Origin of the sequence: Gordonia jinghuaiqii (assembly GCF_014041935.1) — a bacterium.
GTDB classification, from domain to species: domain Bacteria; phylum Actinomycetota; class Actinomycetes; order Mycobacteriales; family Mycobacteriaceae; genus Gordonia; species Gordonia jinghuaiqii.
Genome location: NZ_CP059491.1, coordinates 3874497 through 3896806, shown reverse-complemented (window position 1 = coordinate 3896806; position 22310 = coordinate 3874497). Strand labels below are relative to the sequence as shown.

The 22310-nt window shown below is 67.3% G+C and carries 21 protein-coding genes; 7 read left to right on the top strand and 14 right to left on the bottom strand.

Annotated features, from left to right (window positions below; translation table 11 throughout):
- Positions 1-11: 11 nt before the first annotated feature.
- The gene (map, locus tag H1R19_RS17505) at positions 12-806 is read left to right on the top strand and encodes a type I methionyl aminopeptidase (protein WP_188328675.1); all 795 of its coding nucleotides are present in this window, start codon (positions 12-14) and stop codon (positions 804-806) included.
- Positions 807-1038: 232 nt separating this feature from the next.
- On the top strand, positions 1039-3123 hold the full coding sequence (locus tag H1R19_RS17500) for a bifunctional lysylphosphatidylglycerol flippase/synthetase MprF (RefSeq protein WP_188328674.1): 2085 nt from the start codon (positions 1039-1041) through the stop codon (positions 3121-3123).
- 61 nt (positions 3124-3184) lie between these two features.
- Here the strand turns inward: H1R19_RS17500 and H1R19_RS17495 are convergent, their stop codons facing one another.
- From H1R19_RS17495 to H1R19_RS17460, 8 genes are read right to left on the bottom strand one after another with little or no spacing between them, the layout of a single operon-like run.
- Positions 3185-5452, bottom strand: a complete 2268-nt coding sequence (locus H1R19_RS17495; RefSeq protein ID WP_219849684.1) for an ATP-binding protein — start codon at positions 5450-5452, stop codon at positions 3185-3187.
- Between the two features lie 48 nt (positions 5453-5500).
- Positions 5501-6937, bottom strand: coding sequence for an aldehyde dehydrogenase family protein (locus H1R19_RS17490; protein WP_219849683.1), 1437 nt, complete (start codon positions 6935-6937; stop codon positions 5501-5503).
- A gap of 36 nt (positions 6938-6973) precedes the next feature.
- Positions 6974-8176: a M20 family metallopeptidase gene (locus H1R19_RS17485; protein ID WP_188328671.1), complete on the bottom strand. Its 1203-nt coding sequence runs from the start codon at positions 8174-8176 to the stop codon at positions 6974-6976.
- Complete coding sequence (locus tag H1R19_RS17480; RefSeq protein WP_188328670.1) at positions 8173-8643, bottom strand: hypothetical protein; 471 nt, start codon at positions 8641-8643, stop codon at positions 8173-8175. Before H1R19_RS17480 ends, H1R19_RS17485 begins: the two co-directional genes overlap by 4 nt.
- A 47-nt stretch (positions 8644-8690) precedes the next feature.
- Entirely contained in the window at positions 8691-9608 is a 918-nt protein-coding gene (locus tag H1R19_RS17475; RefSeq protein ID WP_219849682.1) for a flavin reductase family protein, read from the bottom strand.
- Positions 9539-11008 carry an amidase gene (locus H1R19_RS17470; protein WP_219849681.1) on the bottom strand — a complete coding sequence of 490 codons (1470 nt, stop codon included), beginning with the start codon at positions 11006-11008 and terminating at the stop codon, positions 9539-9541. Before H1R19_RS17470 ends, H1R19_RS17475 begins: the two co-directional genes overlap by 70 nt.
- 1 nt (position 11009) lies before the next feature.
- Positions 11010-11441, bottom strand: coding sequence for a YybH family protein (locus H1R19_RS17465; protein ID WP_188328667.1), 432 nt, complete (start codon positions 11439-11441; stop codon positions 11010-11012).
- A gap of 1 nt (position 11442) precedes the next feature.
- Positions 11443-12603 carry an LLM class flavin-dependent oxidoreductase gene (locus tag H1R19_RS17460; protein WP_188328666.1) on the bottom strand — a complete coding sequence of 387 codons (1161 nt, stop codon included), beginning with the start codon at positions 12601-12603 and terminating at the stop codon, positions 11443-11445.
- Positions 12604-13016: 413 nt separating this feature from the next.
- On the opposite strand from H1R19_RS17460, the gene H1R19_RS17455 reads away from it, so the two are divergent.
- From H1R19_RS17455 to H1R19_RS17435, 5 genes are read left to right on the top strand one after another with little or no spacing between them, the layout of a single operon-like run.
- The gene (locus tag H1R19_RS17455; protein WP_188328665.1) at positions 13017-13373 is read left to right on the top strand and encodes a hypothetical protein; all 357 of its coding nucleotides are present in this window, start codon (positions 13017-13019) and stop codon (positions 13371-13373) included.
- Positions 13370-14434, top strand: coding sequence for a Glu/Leu/Phe/Val dehydrogenase dimerization domain-containing protein (locus H1R19_RS17450; RefSeq protein WP_219849680.1), 1065 nt, complete (start codon positions 13370-13372; stop codon positions 14432-14434). The genes H1R19_RS17455 and H1R19_RS17450 overlap by 4 nt, the downstream gene beginning before the upstream one ends.
- Positions 14431-15573 carry a thiamine pyrophosphate-dependent enzyme gene (locus tag H1R19_RS17445; protein WP_188328664.1) on the top strand — a complete coding sequence of 381 codons (1143 nt, stop codon included), beginning with the start codon at positions 14431-14433 and terminating at the stop codon, positions 15571-15573. The genes H1R19_RS17450 and H1R19_RS17445 overlap by 4 nt, the downstream gene beginning before the upstream one ends.
- A gap of 26 nt (positions 15574-15599) precedes the next feature.
- Positions 15600-16574, top strand: coding sequence for an alpha-ketoacid dehydrogenase subunit beta (locus H1R19_RS17440; RefSeq protein ID WP_188328663.1), 975 nt, complete (start codon positions 15600-15602; stop codon positions 16572-16574).
- 4 nt (positions 16575-16578) lie between these two features.
- Complete coding sequence (locus H1R19_RS17435) at positions 16579-17763, top strand: dihydrolipoamide acetyltransferase family protein (RefSeq protein WP_219849678.1); 1185 nt, start codon at positions 16579-16581, stop codon at positions 17761-17763.
- 26 nt (positions 17764-17789) lie between these two features.
- Here H1R19_RS17435 and fdhD read toward each other — a convergent pair whose 3' ends face one another.
- The 6 genes from fdhD to H1R19_RS17405 form a co-directional block, all read right to left on the bottom strand.
- Complete coding sequence (gene fdhD / locus H1R19_RS17430) at positions 17790-18650, bottom strand: formate dehydrogenase accessory sulfurtransferase FdhD (protein WP_219849677.1); 861 nt, start codon at positions 18648-18650, stop codon at positions 17790-17792.
- Positions 18651-18687: 37 nt separating this feature from the next.
- Positions 18688-19137, bottom strand: coding sequence for a D-aminoacyl-tRNA deacylase (gene dtd, locus H1R19_RS17425; protein WP_188328660.1), 450 nt, complete (start codon positions 19135-19137; stop codon positions 18688-18690).
- A 119-nt stretch (positions 19138-19256) separates the two neighbouring features.
- The gene (locus H1R19_RS17420; RefSeq protein WP_244970742.1) at positions 19257-19997 is read right to left on the bottom strand and encodes an SIMPL domain-containing protein; all 741 of its coding nucleotides are present in this window, start codon (positions 19995-19997) and stop codon (positions 19257-19259) included.
- Positions 19997-20389, bottom strand: coding sequence for a phage holin family protein (locus H1R19_RS17415; protein WP_188328659.1), 393 nt, complete (start codon positions 20387-20389; stop codon positions 19997-19999). The genes H1R19_RS17420 and H1R19_RS17415 overlap by 1 nt, the downstream gene beginning before the upstream one ends.
- A gap of 53 nt (positions 20390-20442) precedes the next feature.
- Positions 20443-21660, bottom strand: coding sequence for a Dyp-type peroxidase (locus H1R19_RS17410; protein ID WP_219849676.1), 1218 nt, complete (start codon positions 21658-21660; stop codon positions 20443-20445).
- The gene (locus H1R19_RS17405) at positions 21653-22204 is read right to left on the bottom strand and encodes a copper chaperone PCu(A)C (protein ID WP_219849675.1); all 552 of its coding nucleotides are present in this window, start codon (positions 22202-22204) and stop codon (positions 21653-21655) included. Before H1R19_RS17405 ends, H1R19_RS17410 begins: the two co-directional genes overlap by 8 nt.
- Positions 22205-22310: the final 106 nt, after the last annotated feature.

The following is a 22310-nucleotide window of genomic DNA, read 5'->3' as shown; positions in this document are numbered from 1 at the left end:
CGCCGTCTCCCATGGGCTTTCGTAAACGCAAGCGCGTCCCGTTCCGTTCTGCGGGCGAGCTGGACGCGATGGCCGCCGCGGGGGCGGTGGTCGGTGCGGCGCTGGTGGCAGTACGCGCGGCGTCGACACCGGGTGTGACCACGCTGGATCTCGACGAGGTGGCCGAGACCGTCATCCGCGAGGCCGGCGCGGTCCCGTCGTTCAAGGGCTACCACGGGTTCCCCGGTTCGATCTGCAGCTCGGTGAACGAGGTCGTCGTCCACGGGATCCCGTCGGCCGACGTCGTTCTCGCCGCCGGCGACCTGGTGTCGATCGACTGCGGTGCGGTTCTCGACGGTTGGCACGGCGACTCGGCATGGACGTTCGGCGTCGGCGAGCTGTCCGCCGCCGACGAAGAGCTCTCCGAGGCGACCCGGCTGTCGATGGAGGCGGGGATCGCCGCGATGATCGACGGCGCCCGCCTGACCGACATCTCCCATGCGATCGAGCTCGGCACACGCGCGGCGGAAAAGAAATTCGGACGGCCCTTCGGCATCGTCGACGGTTACGGCGGCCACGGCATCGGTCGCGAGATGCACATGGACCCGTTCCTCGCGAACGAGGGCGAGCCAGGCAAGGGCCCGCTGCTGGTGATCGGTTCGACGCTGGCGATCGAGCCTATGCTGACCCTCGGCACCACCGACACCACGGTCCTCGACGACGACTGGACCGTCGTGACCGACGACGGATCGCGCTCGGCGCATTGGGAACACACCGTCGCGGTCACCGCCGACGGACCCCGGATCCTGACGCCACGGCCGAGCTGAACGGTCGGCGCACTTCCCCGCCGGAACTACACGAACTCCCAGACCTCAATTCGACGGCGCGACTTCGATCGAAGTCGCCTCGTCGAAACGACGTCTGGCAGTCATGCCGGTGCTTCTGCCAACGGTTCCGACCTGTTGTTGCCCCGGCCCAGTGTGTGGAAACCCCGCTCGTTTCCGTGACGGGTCATACCGATGAGCATGTAGGCGGCACCTCGGCGTCGTACGGTTGACCATGCATGTCGATGTGTCATGGTCAGTTGCCCTTCGTCGTCTCCCGTTCACGGCGGCCCTGACCGTCGCTCTTCTCGTCGTCGGAATCGTCACCGGGTCACTGTGGGGGCGGGCGAACGACAAGTCGTGGTACCGCGAGGTCGCCTTCGGGTTGCCCGCACTCCGAGAAGGCAAGTTCTGGACGCCCTTCAGCTCGGCCTTCGTCGAACCCGGGCCGTGGCTCTACGTGATCGCCGTGCTGGCCATCGTCGTCGGAATGGGCTGGGCCGAATGGCAACTCGGCACCGTCCGGGCGATCCTCGTCGGCGTCGGCGGTCACCTCATCTCCTGCCTGCTCACGGTTGCGATGCTGTGGTTGTTGTCCTCGGAGCTGACCTCGTGGCGCTGGGCCGAGGAGCTGGCCGATTCTCGTGCCACGGGTGTCGGCGCGCTGGTGGTGTCGGCCGTCGCGGTCGCCTCGGCGACGGTGCGTTCGCCGTGGCGACTGCGGGTGCGTGTGATCCTCGGTGCGGTCGTCGCGATCGCGTTCTTGTTCCAGGGGACCTTGGCCTCCGTCGAATACGTTCTGGCCGCGGTGATCATGCTGGTCGTCGGCGAGAAGTTCTTCGCCACCAACGAACGTGGCTACGTGCCGCGCACACGGCGTGAGGTTCGCATGCTGGGTTGCGCTGCACTGCTGGTGATCGCGGCCGCCAATCTGATGGTCTTCCTGTTCCCGGGCAGCGGGCCGCTGGGCCCGACCGACGCCGGTGACGACTCCGTCTTCACGATGCTCATCGGCCTCGTCATCAACGTCGCGATCGCCGACCAGCTCCGGCGCGGGAAGCGCTGGGCGTGGTGGGTGGCGGTCGTTCTCGGTGCGCTCAACGTGATCCTCACCGTCCTGGCGCTGGTGCTCATCATCTTCACCGACGTGGAGACCGAAGGTGCGGTGACACTGGGTACCACACTGCTGTGGGTGCTGGTCCTGGCGATCCTCATCCCCGGACGGTTCGCGTTCGCGGTGCCATGGCGTGTGCGGCACGTCGGCGGTGATTCCGACGCCGACCCGGTCGAGCGTGTAAAGGCGTTGCTGCGTGAACACGGCGGCGGGACGATGTCGTGGATGACCACCTGGCCGGGAAACCACTACCAGTTCTCCGGGGCCGAGGGCGACGCCGACGGCCAGGCCGTGGTGACCTACCAGAAGCACGTGGGAACGCTTCTGGCGCTGGCCGATCCGGTATGTGCTCCGGGTCGCCTCGCCGAAGCGGTGGACGCCTTCGTCGACCTCGCCGAGAGCACCGGCGCGACGCCGTGCTGGTTCTCCATCGGGTCGGCGACCTCGGAGGTCGTCACCGGCCGCGGGTGGTTGAGTGTGCAGATCGCCGAGGACACGATCGTCGACCTGCCCGGGCTGGAGTTCAAGGGCAAGCCGTGGCAGCACGTGCGTTCGGCAATGAACAAGGCCACCAAGCAGGACATCTCCATGCGGATGGTGACGCTGCCCGACGAGTCGTTCGCGGTGAAGAGCCAGGTGCGCGCCATCTCCGAAGAATGGGTGGGAGACAAGGACTTACCCGAGATGGGCTTCACCCTCGGCAGTGTCGAGGAGGCGATGGACCCGGCGGTGCGGGTCGCGTTGGCGGTGGACCAGGAGGGCAACGTGCACGGGGTGCTGTCGTGGTTGCCGGTCTACGCGCCGGGCGGGGAGGTGGCGGGCTGGACCCTCGACATCATGCGCCGGCGGACCGACGGCTTCGGGCCGGTGGTCGAGTATCTGATCGCCTCGTCGGCGGTGGCGTTCAAAGACGAGGGTGCGCAGTTCATCTCGCTCTCCGGCGCACCGCTGGCCCGGACCGAGGATTTCGAGCCCGAGTCGCTCGACAAGCTGCTCGACGCACTCGGCGCCGCGCTCGAGCCCTACTACGGGTTCCGGTCACTGCACACGTTCAAGAAGAAGTTCAACCCGCGCTATGAGCCGGTGTACCTGGCGTTCCGCGACGAATCAGACCTTCCCCGTATCGGATTGGCGGTGTCGCGCGCCTATCTTCCCGATGCGACGGCCGGGCAGCTGCTACGGTTGGCGGCCTCCGGCTCCGAGTAGGCGTCGGTGGCGGTTGTATGGCGCCGCCCGGTTTCGACGACGAGCGCTCTCGCCGGCCCGGTCAGAGTCGTTCGGGGCCCGATTCATCGAGGGTCGCCTCGATCTCTCCGCGTCTGGAGAGTCCGAGTTTGGCGAGGATGTGCGATACGTGCGTCTCGACCGTCCGCACGCTGATGTACAGGCGGTGGGCGATCTGTCTGTTACTGAGTCCGATTCGGACCAGCTCGGCGATCTCGCGTTCCCGCCGGGTCAGCTGAGCAATACGTGCCGCGGGCCGGGTCGACGCCGCGCGCAGGTCCCCGCCGGTGTCCATGAGTCCGGCCAGGCCTTCCAATCCGATTCGCGCACCATCTGATTCGGCCCGGACACGACTGTCGGGATCCAGCCCGCGGTCGAGCAGGTCGAGGCAGCGTGCATGGAGCTTCTGGAGCTGCGCGAATCCCAGGAGTGGTGTGTCGGTGCCCTGCCAGTACGCCGATGTGGCTCCCAGAATGACCGCTGCGGTGTGCAGGTCCGCGCGAAGCGCGCTAGCCCAGGCGAGCGTTTCTGCGACCAGCGCGGTGCCGAGCAGATCGTGGATCGACGACTTCAGCTCGAGGGACGACGAGGCGTGGGTGATCGCGTCGTCATAGCGGTCCTGCATGAGTGCGCCGAGCGCCTCCACCCAGAGGGTGTGCGAATAGATCCACCGTTCGTTGTGTCGTTCACAGATCGCCTCGACGTCGGCGCACGATGCGAGTCCGCCGGTCACGTCGCCACTGATCGTCGCGAGTTCGGCATGGTTCTGGGTGAGCAAGGTGACTGCGAAGGTGTCGTCGGCGGCGGTTGCCTGTGCGATTGCGGCACGATAGCGGTCGGCGGCGAAGTCGAAGTCCCCCCGAATTGCGCGACAGGCCGCGAGGAGACTGTCCGACAGGTAGTTGGCACGGGTGGTCGGCGCACTGTTGCGCCGGCAGACGTCGAGGTGGATCTCTGCCGTGTCGAGATCGCCGAGGAGCAGCTCCACCCAGCCGGCGACCCACAGGGCGCGTTCGTGTTCAGGGGGCGCGGCCGCGACGAGCTGGCCGGCCCAGACACGTGCTTCACGGAGTTGTCCGCTTGCGACCCAATAGGTCCACAGGTCGGCGAACATGGAGACCGCGGTGTCGGCGAGTTCCGCGTGTGGCAGGCAATAGTTGTAGGCGGCACGGAAATTGGGGATGTGGGTACGGAGCAGTTCGCTCTTGCGCTGCTGTTCCGGGCCGAACCAGCTGTCGGAGATCCCGGCGGCGATCGATGCGTAGTGGCGTGCGTGTCGCGCCCTCAGCTCAACGGCGCGATCCGGGGTAGCGGCCAGCATCTGGGCTCCGAATGCCGCGATGGTGTCGAGCATACGGAAGGTGACCCCACGCGGAGTGTCCTGCCGTACGAGGAGGGAGCGCTGCACGAGACCGTCGATGATGTCGGCGGTCGCCAGGGTGTCGCTGAAACCGCACACATCGGTGATCGAACCGAGCGGGATCGCGCCGACGAAGATCGAGAACTCCGCCCACAGTTGCTGTTCGTCGGGTGTGCACTGCTCCCAGCTCCATCGGAGCACTGCGTCTATCGATCGCGGTTCGGTGCCCTGACTACTGGCACGCAGCAGGGCGAATCGGTTGTTGATCCCCGCCAGCAATTCCTCGACGCTCATGGTGCGGGTGCGGATGGCGGCCAGTTCGATGGCCAGCGGGAGCCCGTCGAGGCGGCGGCAGAGCTCTTCGACGATGGGCAGAGATCCGAGCGAGGTCTGTCCGGTCACTGCGCGAGCGCGGGAGCGAAACAGCTCTGCGGACTCGCTGGGGCGCTCCGCGCCGACGTCGGCGACCCGGAGTCCGGGGACATGGAACAGATGTTCGCCTGGGATTGACAGTGGGAGGCGCGACGTCGCGAGAACTCTCAGTCCGGGAGTGCATTCGAGGATCTCGGCGGTGAACTCCGCGACATCGGGGATCAGATGCTCGCAACCGTCCAGCACCATCAGCATCTCGCGCCGCGAGAGCAGATCCTCGAGCGACACCTGCTGGTTGCTCGTGGGTGCGATGGCCTCGCGTACGAGTTGCGGCAGGTGACGCGGATCGGTCACGGCACCGAGCTCGATCACCGCGACCCCGTCGGCCAGGTGCGGCTCGGACTCGGCCGCGACGGCTGCCGCGAGCCGACTCTTGCCGATCCCGCCGACACCGACCAGTGAGACCAGGCGCGCGTCGTTGAAGGCGCTGATGACCTCATCGATCTGTTCGGATCGGCCGACCAACGACGTCAGTGGGGTGCGGCTTCGACTGCTCCTGCCGGCCGGACGTTGTCCCATCACCTGTGGCTCCTGGCGGCGCGGCCCGGACACGGATGCGTACGGCGGTCAGACGCCCATGTGTGCGCGCATCGCGGTGTCGTGACTGACGGACACAGCTCTGGTGGCCGCATCATAGGCGGCCCGTCCACCGGTTGCGCCCAGTCCGCTGTTGCGGGCGGGTTCGAACATCCGGACCATCCCGCCGCCCTGCCAGTGGTTGATCCAGACCATCCCCGCTGAGATGTCGAGCGCCGCGCGGGCATGTTCGGCGCGGTCGGTGTATACGGTTGCGGCAAGACCGAACTCGGAATCGCAAGCGAGTCGGATCCCTTCTGCGAAGGTGTCCACCACCTGCACGGGCGCCACCGGCCCGAATGTTTCCTCACGCATGACGACCATATCGGACGTCACGTCTGTGAGCACGGTAGCCGGATAAAAATACCCCGCGGAGTCGGGGAGGGACCCGCCGGTCAGCACGGTGGCGCCCTTGGTGATGGCGTCGTCGACGTGACGTTGGACGATCTGGCGCTGACGCTCGTCGACGAGCGGTCCCATCTTCGTCCGCGGGTCGGCGCCGTCACCGCACCGGTAGGTCGCGGCCTCGGCGACGAGCGCCGCGATGAACTCGTCGGCGATCTCGCGGTGGACATAGATCCGCTCCATGGACGTGCAGATCTGCCCGGTGTTGACAAAACTGCCGTATGCCACCGCGGCGGCTGTCTTCACGGGATCGACGCCGGCGTCGATCACCACCGGATCCTTGCCACCGAGCTCGAGAATCGCACGTGTCATCCGTCTGCCGGTCGCCGCCTGCACGGACCGGCCCGCTGCCACCGAACCGGTCAGGTGGACGAGGCCGACGTCGGAGTGATCGGCGAGGGGCTCTCCTGCGCGGCGGTCCCCGAGCACGACGTTCATGACCCCGGGGGGCAGTGCCAGCGTCTCGACCATCCGGAGCGCCGAAAGAGGCGCCTTCTCAGAAGGTTTGAGGACCACGCAGTTGCCCGCCGCGAGGAGCGGAGCCAGACCGAGCAGGGTCGCGGTCACGGTGAAATTCCACGGAATGATCTGCGCCACCACGCCGACGGGCCGGTGGACGGTCACGGTTCGGATGCCGCCGTGTTCGGATATCTCCTCGACGAATCGATAGTGACGGGCGTCGTCGATCCCTGAACGGAACACCTCGATTCCGGCAGCCAGGAACTCTTCGGCCAGGCCGATGGGTTTGCCCATCTCGCGGTATTCGAGCCGGGCGAGTTCGGGTATGTCGGCCGCGAGCCGGTCGGCGGCGGTCTCGAGCATTGTGACCCGTTCGGTCACGGTGAGCGCGGCCCACTGGCCGCTCGCCGAGCGCGCCGCTGCCACCGCGTGGTCCACGTCCTCGACGCAACCCGCGGGTTGGGTGGCCTGGATCAGCCCGGTCGTGGGATCGATCAGGTCGATCCGTTCGCGCCCGCGGCTCGGCACGGGCGCTCCGTCGATGTGATTCTGCAGTTCGCGCATGGTGTTTCCTCGGTAGTGGTGAGTGGTCGGAGGTGGTCAGCGGCCGCGTGCGGACCCGAAAGTGGTGAAGATGTCGGCGAACGTGCGTGCCGCACGCACCAGATCGTCGACGGCGACCCATTCATCACTGGTGTGCGCCCGGATCGGGGACCCCGGGCCGAACACCACCGTCGGTATCTCGAGATCGTTTCGCATGATCCGGGCATCACTGCCCAGCATCGAACCGGCCGGCGTGATGTCGCCGACGTGCGCGGCGGCCGCTGCGCTCACCAGCTCGACGAACGGGTGATCGGGTGCGATCTCCGAGGCGGGGACGAACACGATCGGTGACAGGGTGTAGTCGACCGGGGGCTCGAGTTCGTCGATCGCGGAACGCACAGCAGCCAGGGCGTCGGCCGCGGTCTGGTTCGGCAGTGTCCGCCGGTCGATGGTCATTGTGCATTCCCCGGCAACGACATTGGTGGCAGAACCGCCGCTGATGGTGCCCACATTGCAGGTGGGCGACGCCAGTAGAGGATGCGGGGGACCGCCGAAGTCGCGCAGATGCAGCGCATTCACGATGCGCGCGGCATCGGCGATCGCCGAATGGCCGACGGCCGGGTCGCTCCCGTGCGCGGGAGTCCCGACGGTCGTGATGCGGGCCATCACCGTGCCTCGTTCGGCGACCCCCACCCGTAGATCGTTGGGCTCGGGAATGATGCAGGCGTCCCCTGCGATACGGCCCGCGGCGGCAAGGGCCGATGTGCCGAATCGACTGCCGGTCTCCTCGTCGGCGACAAGGTGTAATTCGACAACACACGAGGGAGGCAGCGCGCTGTCGCGCAGTGCGCGTAGCGCCTCGATCGCAGCGGCGACACCTCCTTTCATGTCGCAGCTGCCCCGACCACGAACCCGATCGCCCTCGATCACGCCACCGAACGGGTCGATCTCCCACTGGTCGTGAACGACGGGTACCACGTCGAGGTGGCCGTTGATGATCAGGACCGGTGCGCCGTCGGGGGCGCCCGGGTATCGGGCCACCAGCGATGGTCGGCTCGGCTCATCGTCGAAAACGGTTATTTCGCAGCCGAGTTCGCTGAGGACGTCGAGTAGCGGCGCGATGATCGGGCGTTCGTCGCCGGGTGGGTTGGTGGTGTTGCACGCCACGAGTCGCGCGGTGAGCTCGGCGACCCGTCGTGCACTGACATGCCCGGCAGGTGACCGCGGCTCTGGCGCCCGTGGGCTTGTCTCCCGGCTCATGACGGGGACTCCTCGACACTGTGCGCTACGGATAGTGGTGTCCCGCAATTGGACTGGGTGATCACCGGCTCCCACCCCGGTAGGCGATCACGCACCTGATAGTCGCCACGTTCGCTCAACTCCTCGATCACGTGCTCACGTAGCCGGCTCACGTCGACATGCTCGTCGACGACGATGAGCGCTCCACGTGCGATCCCCAGCAGCCTGGCATCGTGGACGAGACTCGCCAGATACCCCGGACGAGCCGGAAGGTGGAAGGCCGTGCGGCTCGGTTGCAGCCATGCGGCCGGCCTGGTGTCGATTCGGAGCAACGGCCACCGCGGCAGGCCGGAAACCGAGCCGTCGCGGGCGCGGGAGTGGGCGCTCGCGGCCTGGAGATCGCCGGCGTCGATGACGTCGATCTCCAGGTGCCGCTCTTCGGCCGGCTGCTGCCGAAGATGCTCGGTCGGGCCGAAAAGCACTGCCACCGAATGGGAAGCCGGGCGATGTGGATGAATGTCCATTGCGATTCCGATCAGCTCGGTGCGGCCAGTTCGCAGAAGCTGCTGCGATGGAACAGTAGTGGTGCCCGGTCGCTGTGGGCCGAGCGCCGGATACGCAGCACGGCGATGAGGTGATCCCCGGCGGTGACCGAGTCCGCGAGCTCGGTCTCCAGCCACAAGACGGCCCCGCCGAGGAGGACGGCGCCCGACGGGGTCACCGTGTACGGCGTGCCATGGAACCGGCCGGCGGTGTCCGATGCGGAAAGTCGTCGGGCAACGGAATGCTGATCCGCCGCCAGCACACTGACGCCGATCGTCGATGCCGAGGCAAGTTCGGGCCACGTCGACGACTCCGCCCGGATGTGCGCACTGAGCAGAGGTGGGTCGATGGAGACCGTGGCGAACGAGCTCACGGCCATTCCGGCCGGTCGATCGCCCGACCACGCGGCCATGGCGAGTACACCGGTGGGTACCAGCGCGAACATGTCCCGGATGTCGCGGTGGTCAACCGACAGATCGGCCAGATCGGCCATCTCCTCGTCGACAGCAGCGCCCACGGGTCCTCCGCCCGCGGAATCGACCGGAGCCGGATCCTGGTCGATGTGCGCCCGGACATGCCCGTGGTCGTCGACCCACCCGTGTCGGGTTGCGAAGTCGATCATCGCGTCGAACCGTCCGTGCCAATCCTGGTCCTTCTCGCCGCACTGACTTCGTAACGCCCGGATGGAGACCCAGAGGTGATCGCCGTCGCGGCGCCAGTTCGACGGTCCGTCGAGAGCGTCTGCGCCGCAGTCGATCCGAGCAGACAAGCGGCGGAGGTCGTCGACCTCCCCGACCGTCAGCCGCGAACCACGCGGCTGACGGTCGGGGATGGTGATGATCATCGGCCTGCGGCGGTTGCCGCGGCCGCCCGGGTCGTCACGTGTGCCGGTGGTCGCCGGTGGTGCCACGGCAGGGCGTCCTCCAGTTCGGCGGCCAGGGCGATCAGCTCCGACTCGCCGTTGACGGCCGCGCCGAAGTGCATGCCTATCGGGAGTCCGTCCGGTGACCAACCGGTGGGGAGACTGATCGCCGGAGCGCCCGTGATGTTATACAGCGCGGACAGCGGGTACTCCGCCAGGACCCGGCGCACCCATTCCTCCGACGTGGCCGGAACTCCGCCGTCGGCCAAATGGGTGACCGGCACGTGCACCCGGGAGGCGGTGGGGGTCAACAGGATGTCCCAGTCACCCATGAAGTCCGCCATCGTCCGGGAGATCGCGTTCATCTCGGCGAAGGCCGTGGCGAGCTCCAACGGACCGAGGGTCAGCCCGTGCCGGTATGACAGCAGGGTGGTCTCCTCGAAGGAGTTCTCGTCGATGACGGCTCCGCTCTGTTCGGCCAGCGCGACAACCGTCGGCGCGGTTCCGAAACACCAGATGGTGTTGAACGCGGCGACCATCGCGTCCCAGTCGATCCGAGGTGCGACGATGTCCACCGTGTGGCCCAGTTCGGACAGGGTGCGGGCCACACGATTCACCTCGTCGGCCACCTCGTCGTCGACCGGTACCGAGGACCAGTCGGCGGTGCACACACCGATCCGCAGGCGGCGTCCCGGTGCGACGATCTCGTCGACGTAACGTCGTGCCGGAGGGGGTGCGCCGTACCGGTCGCCGGGGATGGAGCCGTGAACCGCGTCGAGCAGCGCCGCGCAGTCCCGGACCGTTCGGGTCACGGCGAACTCGACGGCGTTGCCGCTCATCACCTCCTGTTGATCCGGTCCCAGGGAGATGCGCCCTCGGCTCGGCTTCAGTCCCACCAGTCCATTGCGCGCGGCCGGGATACGGATCGACCCGCCTCCGTCGTTCGCGTGTGCGAGCGGCACCGCTCCGGTGGCCACCAGGACCGAGGAGCCGCCGCTCGACCCCCCGGCGGTGACAGTGGCGTCCCAGGGGTTGAGGGTGACTCCGGAGAGTGCGGAAACCGTGGCCGAACTCAGCGCCAGCTCCGGTGTGGTGGTGTTCGCGACGCCCACCAGTCCCGCGCGTTTGAAACGAGCCATCAGTTCGGTGTCGTGGTCAAACGTCACCCCGTCGGACAGTGCTCGCGTACCCATCCTCGTGGGCCTACCGGCGGCATGGCAGAGGATGTCCTTGAAGACGAACGGAACTCCGGAGAACGGACCGTCGATTCCGTCCGGTGCAATCGTCGCCGAGGTCCACGGTCCGTCGACGACGGCGTTGAGCTCGCCGTCCACGGCCGTCACCGCAGCTGTCGCGGTGTCGCGTACCTCGTCCGCACTGACCTGACCGGTTCTGATGAGTTCGGCGAGTCCGGTGGCGTCCTGGCCTGCGTACTCGTTGATGTCCATGTCAGTACGACCCCGTCGGGGTGTCTTCGGAGACGGTGTTCCAGATGTCCCGGAGCATCAGCCAGCGTCCGTCGTCGGAACGGACGTGTACGACGATGTAGTTGTTGCGGGCCACTGTCTCCGCGCCGTCGACCCGGAACGTGCCGACCGAGCGGCCCTCCTCGACCACGATCCGGTCGTCGATGGTGAGCTCGACGAGTTCGGCGTGCTGGTCGACCCAGCCGGCTTCGGTCCAGCGTTCGAATGCATCACGCAGGGCGTCGGTTCCGGCGATGATCGCCCCGTCGGGCGTCATCAGTGAGCCGTTCGGCGTGTACAGGTCGGCGAAGGCTGCACCGTCGCGGTTGTGGACAGCTGTGTTGATGGCGTCGTAGACGCGTGTCAGGTGTTCGGTGAACTCTTCGACGCTCACCAGGTCTCGGGTGTCGGTCACCTCAGTTCACCACCTTCGCGGTGTCCTCGTAGCTCAGCTCCTGGCGCGGGTCGCCGGGAAGGAGGCCGACCGGACCGCTGCGGAGGACGGCGTTGGGGTTGGAGAAGTACGGGATCACGTAGCGGCCGATGTTCTCCAGGGTCTCCATGATGACCTCGTGCGGCGCGTTGTCGATACGAAGCACGACCTCGTCGGCACCCATCTCCTTCATGCGCTGCACCTGATGGACGAGGTGTTCGGGGTCGCCGATCATCACGGTCGGTCCGGCCGTGCGCAGCCACTCGACGTCGTCGACACGGTCGCGCAGCTCGACCAGCCGGTCGAACTGTCCGTATCCCTCCGGGGAGCGTTCGGCGAGCTGGACATACAGATCCCGGATGATCAAGGTGGCGAACATCTTCAGATCGCGTTCGGCCTGTTCGAGAGCAATGTCGTTGGTCTTCGCGCAGCGCGTGGTGATCGACATGGCTGCCGCCGACTTGGTGACGAACCTGCCGACCGGGTCGATCTCGGACAGCGCAACGGAGTTGTAGGCGTCCAAGTACTCCCCGAGAGTGTCCCAGCCCATCCACATGTCGCAGGTGATGAGACCCAGGCCGCGACGCCGAGCATCCTTGATCGAATCGATGGTCTGCCCGATCTTGTAGAGCGGCGGATGCGGCTCCTGCAGGCCATTCGGTGTCAGTTCCCGCTCGGGAATCTTGCCCCAGTGCTTGCCGTCGTGCGAGAAGGACTGGTCGCTCAGGGCCCGGACAATCAGGTCCAGAGCTTCCTCGGCGCGTTCCTGGGTGTCGTCGAGCGAGATACCGAAGGCGTCGAGCTGGAGAAGCGTGTTACCCCGCGCGACAGCGAGTTCCACACGTCCGTTGGACATGATGTCGGTGGACGCGGTCTGTTCGGCGACGAGGATCGGATGAATGGCCGAGATCAGACGGCTCATGTACCGCAGTTTGATTCGGCTGGTCCGCATCGCCACCGCGGTGAACAGCACCTCGGGTGACGGGGTTGCGGCGAGCTCTCGGTAGAAGTGGTGCTCGGATGTCCCCCATCCGTAGAAGCCCATCTCCTCGGCGAACACCGCCTCCTCGACGAGGTCCCAATAGCGGCGGTGATGGGTTTGTCCCCGAAGTGTGCCGGCCTCGGTGAAAACAATGAAGCGCATGTGGATTCGACCTTTCGTCAGAGTGAACCGGCTCGGTTCGCCACCCACATTCACAGCGTGGACGAGGCATCGTCCATCCGTGGAGCACTGAGCTTTGCGTGGAATCTCTCGGCGACCACGTAGGTGATCCGGCGGCAACCGGGTCGCCGCACGTACCCCAGACCACGTAGACGTGCTACGTGGTCGGGGGACAGTCACTGAAATTGTCCGATCGGCGGGCGCGCCGGCAGCGCACGCGATACCGTCCCGTCTCGACCTCCGTAACGTGGAGGAGGCTCACAACCACACCAAAAGCATTGTGTTGGTTGACAATTGATTCTCTCTTGAACAGCATGTGTGTCCGAGAGCGGCACCATCCGAGCCGCGCTCACCGGTAACGCGCTGCGATCCAGTGCACGTCGAACAGAGGTGTCATGACAAGCCCCACCGATGTCCTCGATAGCGTCGAGGCCGATCCAGCCGCGACGCGACGGCGCTTCTTCCTACGTGTCCGGTTGCTCGACAACCGTGCCGCCGCACCGCGGATTCTGACGCTCCTGCACCGAAGCGACGCCGACATCGTCGAGATCAGGCTCGCGCGTCATCCGCGTCTGGGCATCCGGATCCTCGAACTGGTCGTGGAACTGCCGGGCCAGAGCTCTATCGAGCTCGTTCGTCGCCGCGTCCTCGCCGCAGTCGATGTGCTGTCGGCAGACGGCGGTGTCGATCTTCGAGTCGGTGCTCGTCCGAACCTCCCGACAGCGAACGAAAGTGTAGGGCCGAGATCATGACCATGACGATTACCGAGATCGAGGAGATCGCAGGCGCCGACGTCTGGGCGACCGAGCAGCTCGTCCTCTGCAGTGACGAGAGGCTGGGGTTGCGGGCAGTCATCGCCATCGACGACAGCGCCCTGGGACCCGCGCTCGGCGGCGTGCGCTACGCCTCCTATCCGACGGCCGGGGCCGGTGTGCTCGAGGCCCGGAGGCTCGCACGGGCGATGACACTGAAGAACGCCTGCGCCGAATTACCCTATGGCGGAGCGAAATCTGTGATATTCCGCGACAGCGACGACGAGTCGCAGCGGGCCGATCTGATGATGCGGTTCGGTGAGTTCGTGGCTCGGGCGGGGTGTTATCTGCCAGGAGTCGACATGGGTACCGGCACTGAGGATCTGCGGTGGATGCAGGCGGGGGGCGCCGATGTCCCCTCAGTCGAGGTGAATCCGTCCCCGTCAACGGCCATCGGTGTGCTGCACGCGATCCGGGCCGCCGTACGCGTCCATCCGGATCTTCCTGGACTCCAGGGCACCTGCATGGTGATCCACGGAGTGGGGCAGGTTGGCTCCGCGTTGGCGCGCGCACTCGCCGATGCAGGCGCGGAGCTGATCCTGAGTGACGTCGACGGTGATCGGGCGCGGGTGCTGGCGAGTGAACTGGGCGCATCGACGGTCGCTCCGGAACTGGCGGTGACCGCACCGGCAGATGTGTTCATCCCGTGTGCGACCGCGCGTCTCATCGGCCATGACGTGGTGAATGCGTTGAACTGTCGCCTGATCGTGGGCGCGGCGAATGATCTCTTGGTCGACGATTCGGTCGCGGGAAGTCTTGCCGACGCGGGGATCGTCTATGTGCCGGATTTCATCGCCAACGCGGGTGGGGTCGTCGACATCGACGTCCGCCGCAGGCGGGGCACCGAAGCCCAGCTGGCGGAGGCTCTGTCCGCGATCGGAGACCGCACCGCTGTGCTGCTGGAGGAGTCGCTGCGGCGGGGTGAGACCCCGCTGCGGTGTGCGCAGCGACTGGCGCAGACACGGATCTCCGCCGCACGCCGGGAAGGGATTGCGCGATGACCGTGACGGTCGGGGTCAGCGCGACGGCAAGTGGCGCCGGAGGACGACTGGTCGATGGTTCCTCGTCCATGATCCAGTTCCTCACGCCCTCAGGAGAACTCACCACGGCAGGGGCCGAGCACAGCGTCGCCCCGGCGGTGGCCCGTGGCTTCTATCGTGACATGGCCTTGGGGCGACGCCTGGACACCGAAGCGTTGGCGCTGCAGCGGCAGGGCGAGCTGAAACTCTGGTTGATGAGTTGGGGGCAAGAAGCAGCTCAGGTCGGATCGATCAGGGCCCTCAGCGAGACGGACATGGTGTTTCCCAGCTATCGCGAGCATGTCGCCGGATTGTGCCGCGGCCTGACGCCGTCACAACTCCTCGCGCAGTGGCGCGGCAACGCGCACGCGGGATGGGACCCGGCCGCCACGCGGTTTCACATCTACTCACTGGTGCTCGGTGCGCAGGTTCTCCACGCCACGGGGTTCGCGGCAGCCGAGGTGCATCGTGCTTCGTCGACGGGTCGCGGTGCCGAGGCCGGCGTCGTCATGGCCTACTTCGGGGACGGCGCCTCCAGTCAGGGTGATGTGAACGAGGCGTTCAACTGGGCGGCCGCGGGAAGGCTCCCGGTGTTGTTCTTCTGCCAGAACAACCAGTGGGCGATATCGACGCCCACCAGCGTTCAGATGGCCGCGCCGCTGCACCGGCGCGCCGAGGGGTTCGGGATGCGGGCGATGCACGTCGACGGGAATGATGTGCTCGCCGTCCATGCGACGACAACCCTGGCAGCCCAGCATATTCGAAGCGGAGGCGGCCCGGTCCTGGTGGAGGCGACCACATACCGCCGGGGCGGTCACAGCAGTTCCGACGATCCCGGCCGGTATCGGACCGACGCCGAACAACAACTGTGGGAGGCCCGTGATCCGCTCGTGCGGCTACGTCGCCATCTCGAACTGCAGGGGACCGAGTCGCAGTTCTTCGATGACGTCGACGCCGAATGTGCCGCCTTCGGTGCGTCGGTCCGGGCGGAATGTCTGGCCTTGGACGAACCCGACCTCGATCAGGTCTTCCGCACCGCCTACGCCGAGCCGCACACGGGTGTGGAGCGCGAGCGGGCATGGTTCGCCGAATCGCAACGGCCGATGGGAGATCGACGATGAGTACGCCGACCACAGCAGGACCGGGCATGTCATCCCTCGGAGCCGCCGTCAACGCAGGGTTGCGCGCGGCGATGGCAGCCGACGACTCCGTCGTGATGCTGGGTGAGGACATCGGCACGCTGGGCGGGGTGTTCCGGGTGACAGACGGATTGCAGGCCGAGTTCGGCCGGGACCGGGTCATCGACACTCCGCTGGCCGAATCGGGGATCGTCGGCACGGCGATCGGCTGGGCGTTGAACGGCTACCGTCCGGTGTGCGAGATCCAGTTCGACGGCTTCGTGTACCCGGCCTTCGACCAGATCGTCAGTCAGCTCGCCAAGATGCGTGCCCGCTCGCAGGGCAGGCTGGCGATGCCGCTCGTCATCCGTATTCCGATGGGTGGCGGCATCGGCGCCGTCGAACACCACAGTGAATCCAACGAGGCGTACTTCGCACACACCGCAGGTTTGCGGGTACTGACGTGTGCCGATGCGCACGACGCCTATCACCTCATCCAACAGGCGATCCGAAGTGACGATCCGGTCATCTTCTTCGAACCGAAACGGCGCTACTGGCACCGGTCGGAGGTCGGTGCCGGGCCCGATCTCCCGATGGATCGGGCCCGCGTACGGCGGGAGGGTGTCGATGCCACCTTGATCGCCTACGGGCCGACCGTCGACACCGCGATTGCGGCCTCCGACGCTGCGGCCGAGGACGGGTATTCGGTGGGGGTGGTGGATCTGCGCAGTCTGTCGCCGCTGGACGTGGATACCGTTGTCGCGCAGGCACAACAGACCGGGCACGTGGTTGTGGTACACGAGGCGTCGACCTTCCTGGGGGTGGGCGCCGAGATCGCGGCGGCAGTCCAGGAGCACTGCTTCGACTCGATGCGGGCACCGGTCCTGCGAGTGGGCGGATTTCATCTGCCCTATCCGGCGGCCCGCCTCGAGAGCCAGTTCCTCCCCGACGTCGACCGCGTGCTGGACGCTCTCGACCGTTCCCTGCACTTTCAGGAGAAGTGACGCCATGACGACGATCACCCGATTCAAACTTCCCGACGTGGGCGAGGGGCTCACCGAGGCCGAAGTGCTCGAGTGGCGGGTTGCCGTCGGCGAGGAGGTCGAGGTCAACCAGATAGTGTGCGAGATCGAGACGGCCAAGTCGGCTGTCGAACTGCCCTCGCCGGTTCGGGGGACAGTTGAGGAGATACACGTCGCCGAGGGGGAGACGGTGGATGTCGGCACGGTCATCCTCAGCGTACGTTCGAGCCGGCGTTCGGGCGTCGCGACGAGACCGGATTCGGAAGCGGTTCGCGAGCAGGCGAATCCGGTTGTGGAGGCTGATCCTGGCGCGGCTGGGCATGCGCCGATGCTGGTAGGGTCCGGTCCCATCGAGCCCATCGCTCGGACACGATTCCTGCGGCCGCGTACGGGCGGTACCGCGCGGACTGCTGTGCGTTCGGCCGGCGTTCCCGGCGAAGCCGGTCTCGAACCCGCCGAAGCCGTTGTCGAACCCGAGATTCGTATCCCGATCCGCGGTGTGCGCAAGGCGATGGTGTCCGCGATGACGTACTCGGCGTTCACCGCACCGCATGCGTCCGAGTGGATAGACGTGGACATGACCGAGACGATGGCGCTGACCCGGTCCCTGCGAGATGCTCCGGGTTGGGAGGATGTCCGGATCAGTCCGATGGCGGTGGTGGCCAGGGCGCTGGTGACGGCGATCGGTCGCAACCCGGAGATCAACTCGCGCTGGGACGGCGATGCCCAGGAGATCGTCCGGTACCGGCATGTCAATCTGGGGGTCGCCGCCGCGACACCTCGCGGGCTCGTGGTCCCGAATGTCAAAGGAGCCGAGTCGTTGTCGTTTCGCGAACTGATCACGGCGCTCGGCGAGCTGATCGCCACGGCGCGGGCCGGCCGGGTGCGGCCTGCGCAGATGGAGGGCGGCACGGTCACCCTGACGAATATCGGGGCGCTCGGGATGGACGGTGGTACGCCGATCCTCAATCCGGGTGAGGCCGCGATTCTGGCGTTTGGTGCGGTCCGGCCGACGCCCTGGGTGGTCGGGGACCGGGTGGAGATCCGGGAGGTGGCGCGGCTGACCCTGGCATTCGATCACCGGCTCGTCGACGGCGAACTCGGTGCCCGTGTGCTCACCGATGTCGCGGCCGTTCTCCGAAGTCCGGTCTCGCATCTGTTGCACCACTGACGCCGCGCCCCCGGGCGGGCACTCGCTCAACTGTAGAGCGGGTGACGCTCGGCGGCGACGGCGGTGGTGATCCGGTCGGGTCGGGTGTAGATCACCATTGAGTCGCCGCGGGAGAACCCGACGAGGGTGATCCCCAGTTCGTCGGCGAGATCGGCGGCCAGCGACGATGGTGCCGAGACCGCGCACAGTATCGGGATACCCGCCATCGCGGCCTTCTGCACGAGTTCGAAACTGGCACGCCCGGAGACCTGGAGGACGGTGCCCGACAGGGGGAGCCGGTCGGCGAGAACCGCCCAGCCGATGACCTTGTCGACCGCGTTGTGGCGGCCGACGTCCTCGCGCGACACGAGCAGCTCACCCTCGGCGTCGAAGAGTGCGGCGGCGTGTAACCCGCCGGTCTTGTCGAACAGCTCCTGCTCGGCGCGCAGCCGGTCGGGGAGGCCGAGAACCGTGTCGACGTCGACGACGAGCGGGTCGGACGCGGGCGGGTGGGTCGAGGCCGTGTGTACCGAGTCGATGCTGTCCTTGCCGCAGATGCCGCACGCGCTCGTCACCGCGTTGTGCCGGACGAGTCCCGGGTCGAGCGGAGGCACGTGCGGTGCGAGGGTGACGTCGACGACGTTGTAGGTGTTGGCGCCGTCGGCGTCGGTGCCCGCGCAGTAGCGGGCCGTCGAATAGTCGGCGCCGGCGGTGATGGCCCCCTCGGAGACCAGATAGCCGGCCACGAGTTCGAAGTCGTGGCCGGGGGTGCGCATGGTGACGGTCAACCGCTCACCGCCGACGCGGATCTCGAGGGGTTCCTCGACGGCCAGGGTGTCGGCGCGCTGCGTCGGCTCGGCATCCCGGCGGATGCGGGTGACGCGGCGGCGTGCGGTGATTCGTCCCACGTCACGACCCTAGTCGCCGACCGGTCGTGGCCCGCTCTCAGACGTCGAGGACGAGCGTGACCGGTCCGTCGTTGACCAGGCTGACCTGCATGTTCGCGCCGAAGCGGCCGGTGGCCACGGTGGCGCCCGCGATGCGGAGAGCGTCGATGACGGCGTCGACGAGCGGTTCGGCGACCGGCCCGGGTGCGGCCGCGTTCCACGACGGGCGACGCCCCTTGGCGGTGTTGGCGTACAGCGTGAACTGGCTGATCACCAGGACCGGCGCGTCGATGTCGGCGGCCGCCCTCTCGGGTCCGTCGCCGCCGTCGAAGATGCGCAGTCGCCAGATCTTGTCGGCGAGTTTCGCAGCGTGTTCGGGGGTGTCGGAATGGGTGACGCCGACCAGGGCGACGAGACCCGCACCGCCGTCGGGGATGTCGAGTTCGCCGACGACGTCGCCGTCGACGCTCACGCGGGCTTGACTGACTCGCTGGAGAACGGCTCGCATCGATCCAGGATGTCAGGCTCACCATCCGGAGCCGTTCGAGAGGTGGGCCGCTCGTGAGGTGCGGGTGTGCCCGGCGATCCCTGCGGAGGGGCTTCCCCGCGGATGATGCGGCGAGAGGGTCAGTCCAGCGCGAAAGTGACGGTCACCGTGAACGTCAGTTCCTGTTCACCCGGCTCGATCGGCACCTCCGACGCCGCGACGGAGCGATCGTAGGCGCCCGGCGCCGCGGGCTGCTCCTGGCCTGCGGTGGTCTCCTTGATGGTGAGGACCGGGCCGAGGCCGTCGCCGGCGAGGGAGGCGTACTGCTCGGCGCGGCCCCGCGCGTCGGTGAAGGCGGCTTCCCTGGCCTGCTCGAGCAGTTCCGAGTCGTCGTCGATGGCGAAGGAGACGTTGCTGATGCGGGTGCTGTCGCCGCCGGCGGTGGCCGCGGCACTCAGGACGTTCGACGCCGCGGAGATGTCGCGGATGGTGAGCCGGATCGAGTTGGTCGCGACGTAGCCGCTGATCTCGCTCGTCCCGCCGGGAACCGGACTCGAGTACTGCGGATTCACCGAAACCTGCTGGGTCTGAATGTCTTTACGCTCCACGCCGGCCGCGACGACGGCGTCGGTGACGGCCTTGACCTTCGCGCTGGTCTCGTTGAGGGCGGTGGTGACGTCGGCGGCCGTGGCCTCGACGCCGATGTCGGCCCGCAGGGTGTCGGGGACTCCGGTGACCTCACCGGACCCGACGACGGTCACCGACCGGGGCTGGTCACCGGTGCCGTCGCTGCCGCAGCCCGCCAGGCCGAGTGCGGCGACGGCCGCCAGCACGCCTGTACGACGCCACATAGAACTGCCCGTGCCGTTGCGCCCGGTCATCACCGGTCCGCCGCGTCACGGGTCAGCAGCCCGAGCAGCCAGCCGACCACCGACACGACGAGCGCGCCGAAGATCGCCGACCAGAAGAAGTCGTCGACCTCCAGCCCCCAGTGGGTCGTGTTGCGCGTGATCCAGGCGGTGAGCTCGAGCATGAGCGCGTTGATCACGATGTGGATCAGCCCCAGCGTCAGGATGTAGAACGGGATGGCGATCAGTTGCACGAGCGGCTTGATGAACGCGTTCAAGACGCCGAAGATCACCGCCACGACGAGGGCGATGCCGACCTTCTCGGCGGTCGTCGAGCCCCCGACGAACTCGATACCCGGGACGATCAACGTCGCGACCCACAGCGCCACCGCGGTGAGCACTGTGCGAATGAGGAATGCCAGCATGCGGCACAGTCTGCCAGCTCGGGTCCCTTTTCGGGGTCACGGGGTCTTGGGTCTCAACCATGTTCCAACAGTTGGTGCCCGAGGTAGGCGCCCTCCTCGATGCCCGGAGGGATGGCGAACACCGCCGATCCGATCGGGGTGATCCACTGGTTCAGTGCATCGGCCTCGGCGAGTCGCTGCTGTACCGGTAGGAACTGCGTGTCGATATCGCGCTGGTAGGCGGCGAAGAGCAATCCGGCGTTGCTGGTTTCACCTGGTGCGGGCGGGTCGTCGTAGTTGTAGGCGCGACGCAGGAACCGCTCGCTCGAGGTCCGCGGGTGGGCACGCGCGATGTGGGCGTTCTCGGGTATGACGGTCATGCCGGCAGACGTGGCACCGAAGTCGGGTGCGTCATGCTCGTCGGTTCCGGTCAGTGGCGCCCCATCGCTCTGTCGTCGACCCAGAGACAGATCTCGCGAGTGCGGGTCGAGCTCGTCCCAGGTGTCGAGTTCGATGCGGATGCGGCGCAGCACCATCGAGGTGCCACCGGCGAACCAGGGCTGGTCGTCGCGGGTGGCCCACACCACCGCGTCGAGGTCGGTTCCGGGCGTGGGGTTGACGGTGCCGTCGACCTGCCCCATGAGATTGCGCATCGTCTGGCCGTCCGGATGTGCGCCGCGAGCCGTGCGGAATCCGCGCTGAGTCCAGCGAATGGTGGTGAGTGACCGCACGTTCTTCAGCAACACGCGACTGGCGTGAGCCAGTGTGGTCGGATCGTCACAGCCCAGATGGAGCAGAAGATCTGTACCACCCCAATGGGATTCGAGTCTGTCGATGCCGAACGGAGGAAGGGGGCGGATGGCGGAGGGGCGCCGGTCGTCGAGTGCGAGACGGTCGAAGAAGGTGGGTCCGAAACCGATGGTGGCGGTCAACCGGGCAGGCGTCGCGGAGAGTTCGGGCTCGGTGTCGGCCAAGGCGGGTCGTCCGGCGGTGAGGCGGGCGGCATCGGCGGTCCACAGTCGCATGACCGAGACGGCATCTGCGTGAGTTGCCGCGGGACGGAGGTCGAGCCCGATGAACAGCGCGTGGGCCTGGGGCGGGGTGGCCACACCCGCCTGGTGTGCGCCGTAGAAAGGTATTGTCTCGCTGCCGAACACGGCGGCACCGCGGGCCGGTGCCCGGTTGCCGGTCACTGCCGCCGCGCCGATTCCGGTGGCCCCCAGCGCGGCGGCGCCTCCGGCGAGGAGGCGCCGCCGGCTCAGGCCGGCGCGAGGTGGCTGCCGGTCAGGCACCGTGCTGCGGGGTGGTCGAGGCTGCCGGTGCGTCGCCGCCGTGGCCGGGTGCGTAGTCCTCGTCCGCGCCTGGGAAGTCACGTGCCTGGGCGGTGAAGGTGGTGGTCGACCCGTCCGAGAGCGTCAGCTCGAATGTGACGTCCTGACCCGGAGTGATGGCCGCGGGCAGGTCGAACAGCATCAGATGATCGCCACCAGGTCGGAGTGTCGACGTGCCGTTGGCGGGTATGGCCATGCCGCCGTCTTTGGGCCGCATGGTCATGGCGCCGGTGTCGGAGGCCACCACCTCGTGCAGTTCGACACGGCCGGCGGCCGGCGAGGAGGCCGATACCACCCGGATCTCCTGATCCGTGTCGTTGGTGAGTTCGCCGAAGGCGGCGGTCATTCCGGACGGTGCTGCCTTGACCCACTGTTCGGTGATGCGCACACCGTCTGCGGAGGTGGCGGGTTCATCGGTGTCGCTGCTACAGCCGACAAGTGCGCCGAGCGCGAGGACAGTTGCGATCGCGGCGGCGATGCCGGTACGGATTCGGTTGATGGTCATCGGATTTCCTCCGGGGACTGAGCGGCCGGTGGTGCGGCCGCGGGGCGGGCTGCGGGATGGCGTCATGGCGTCGTGACCCGGTCACCTGTGAGTCGGCAAGGAATGG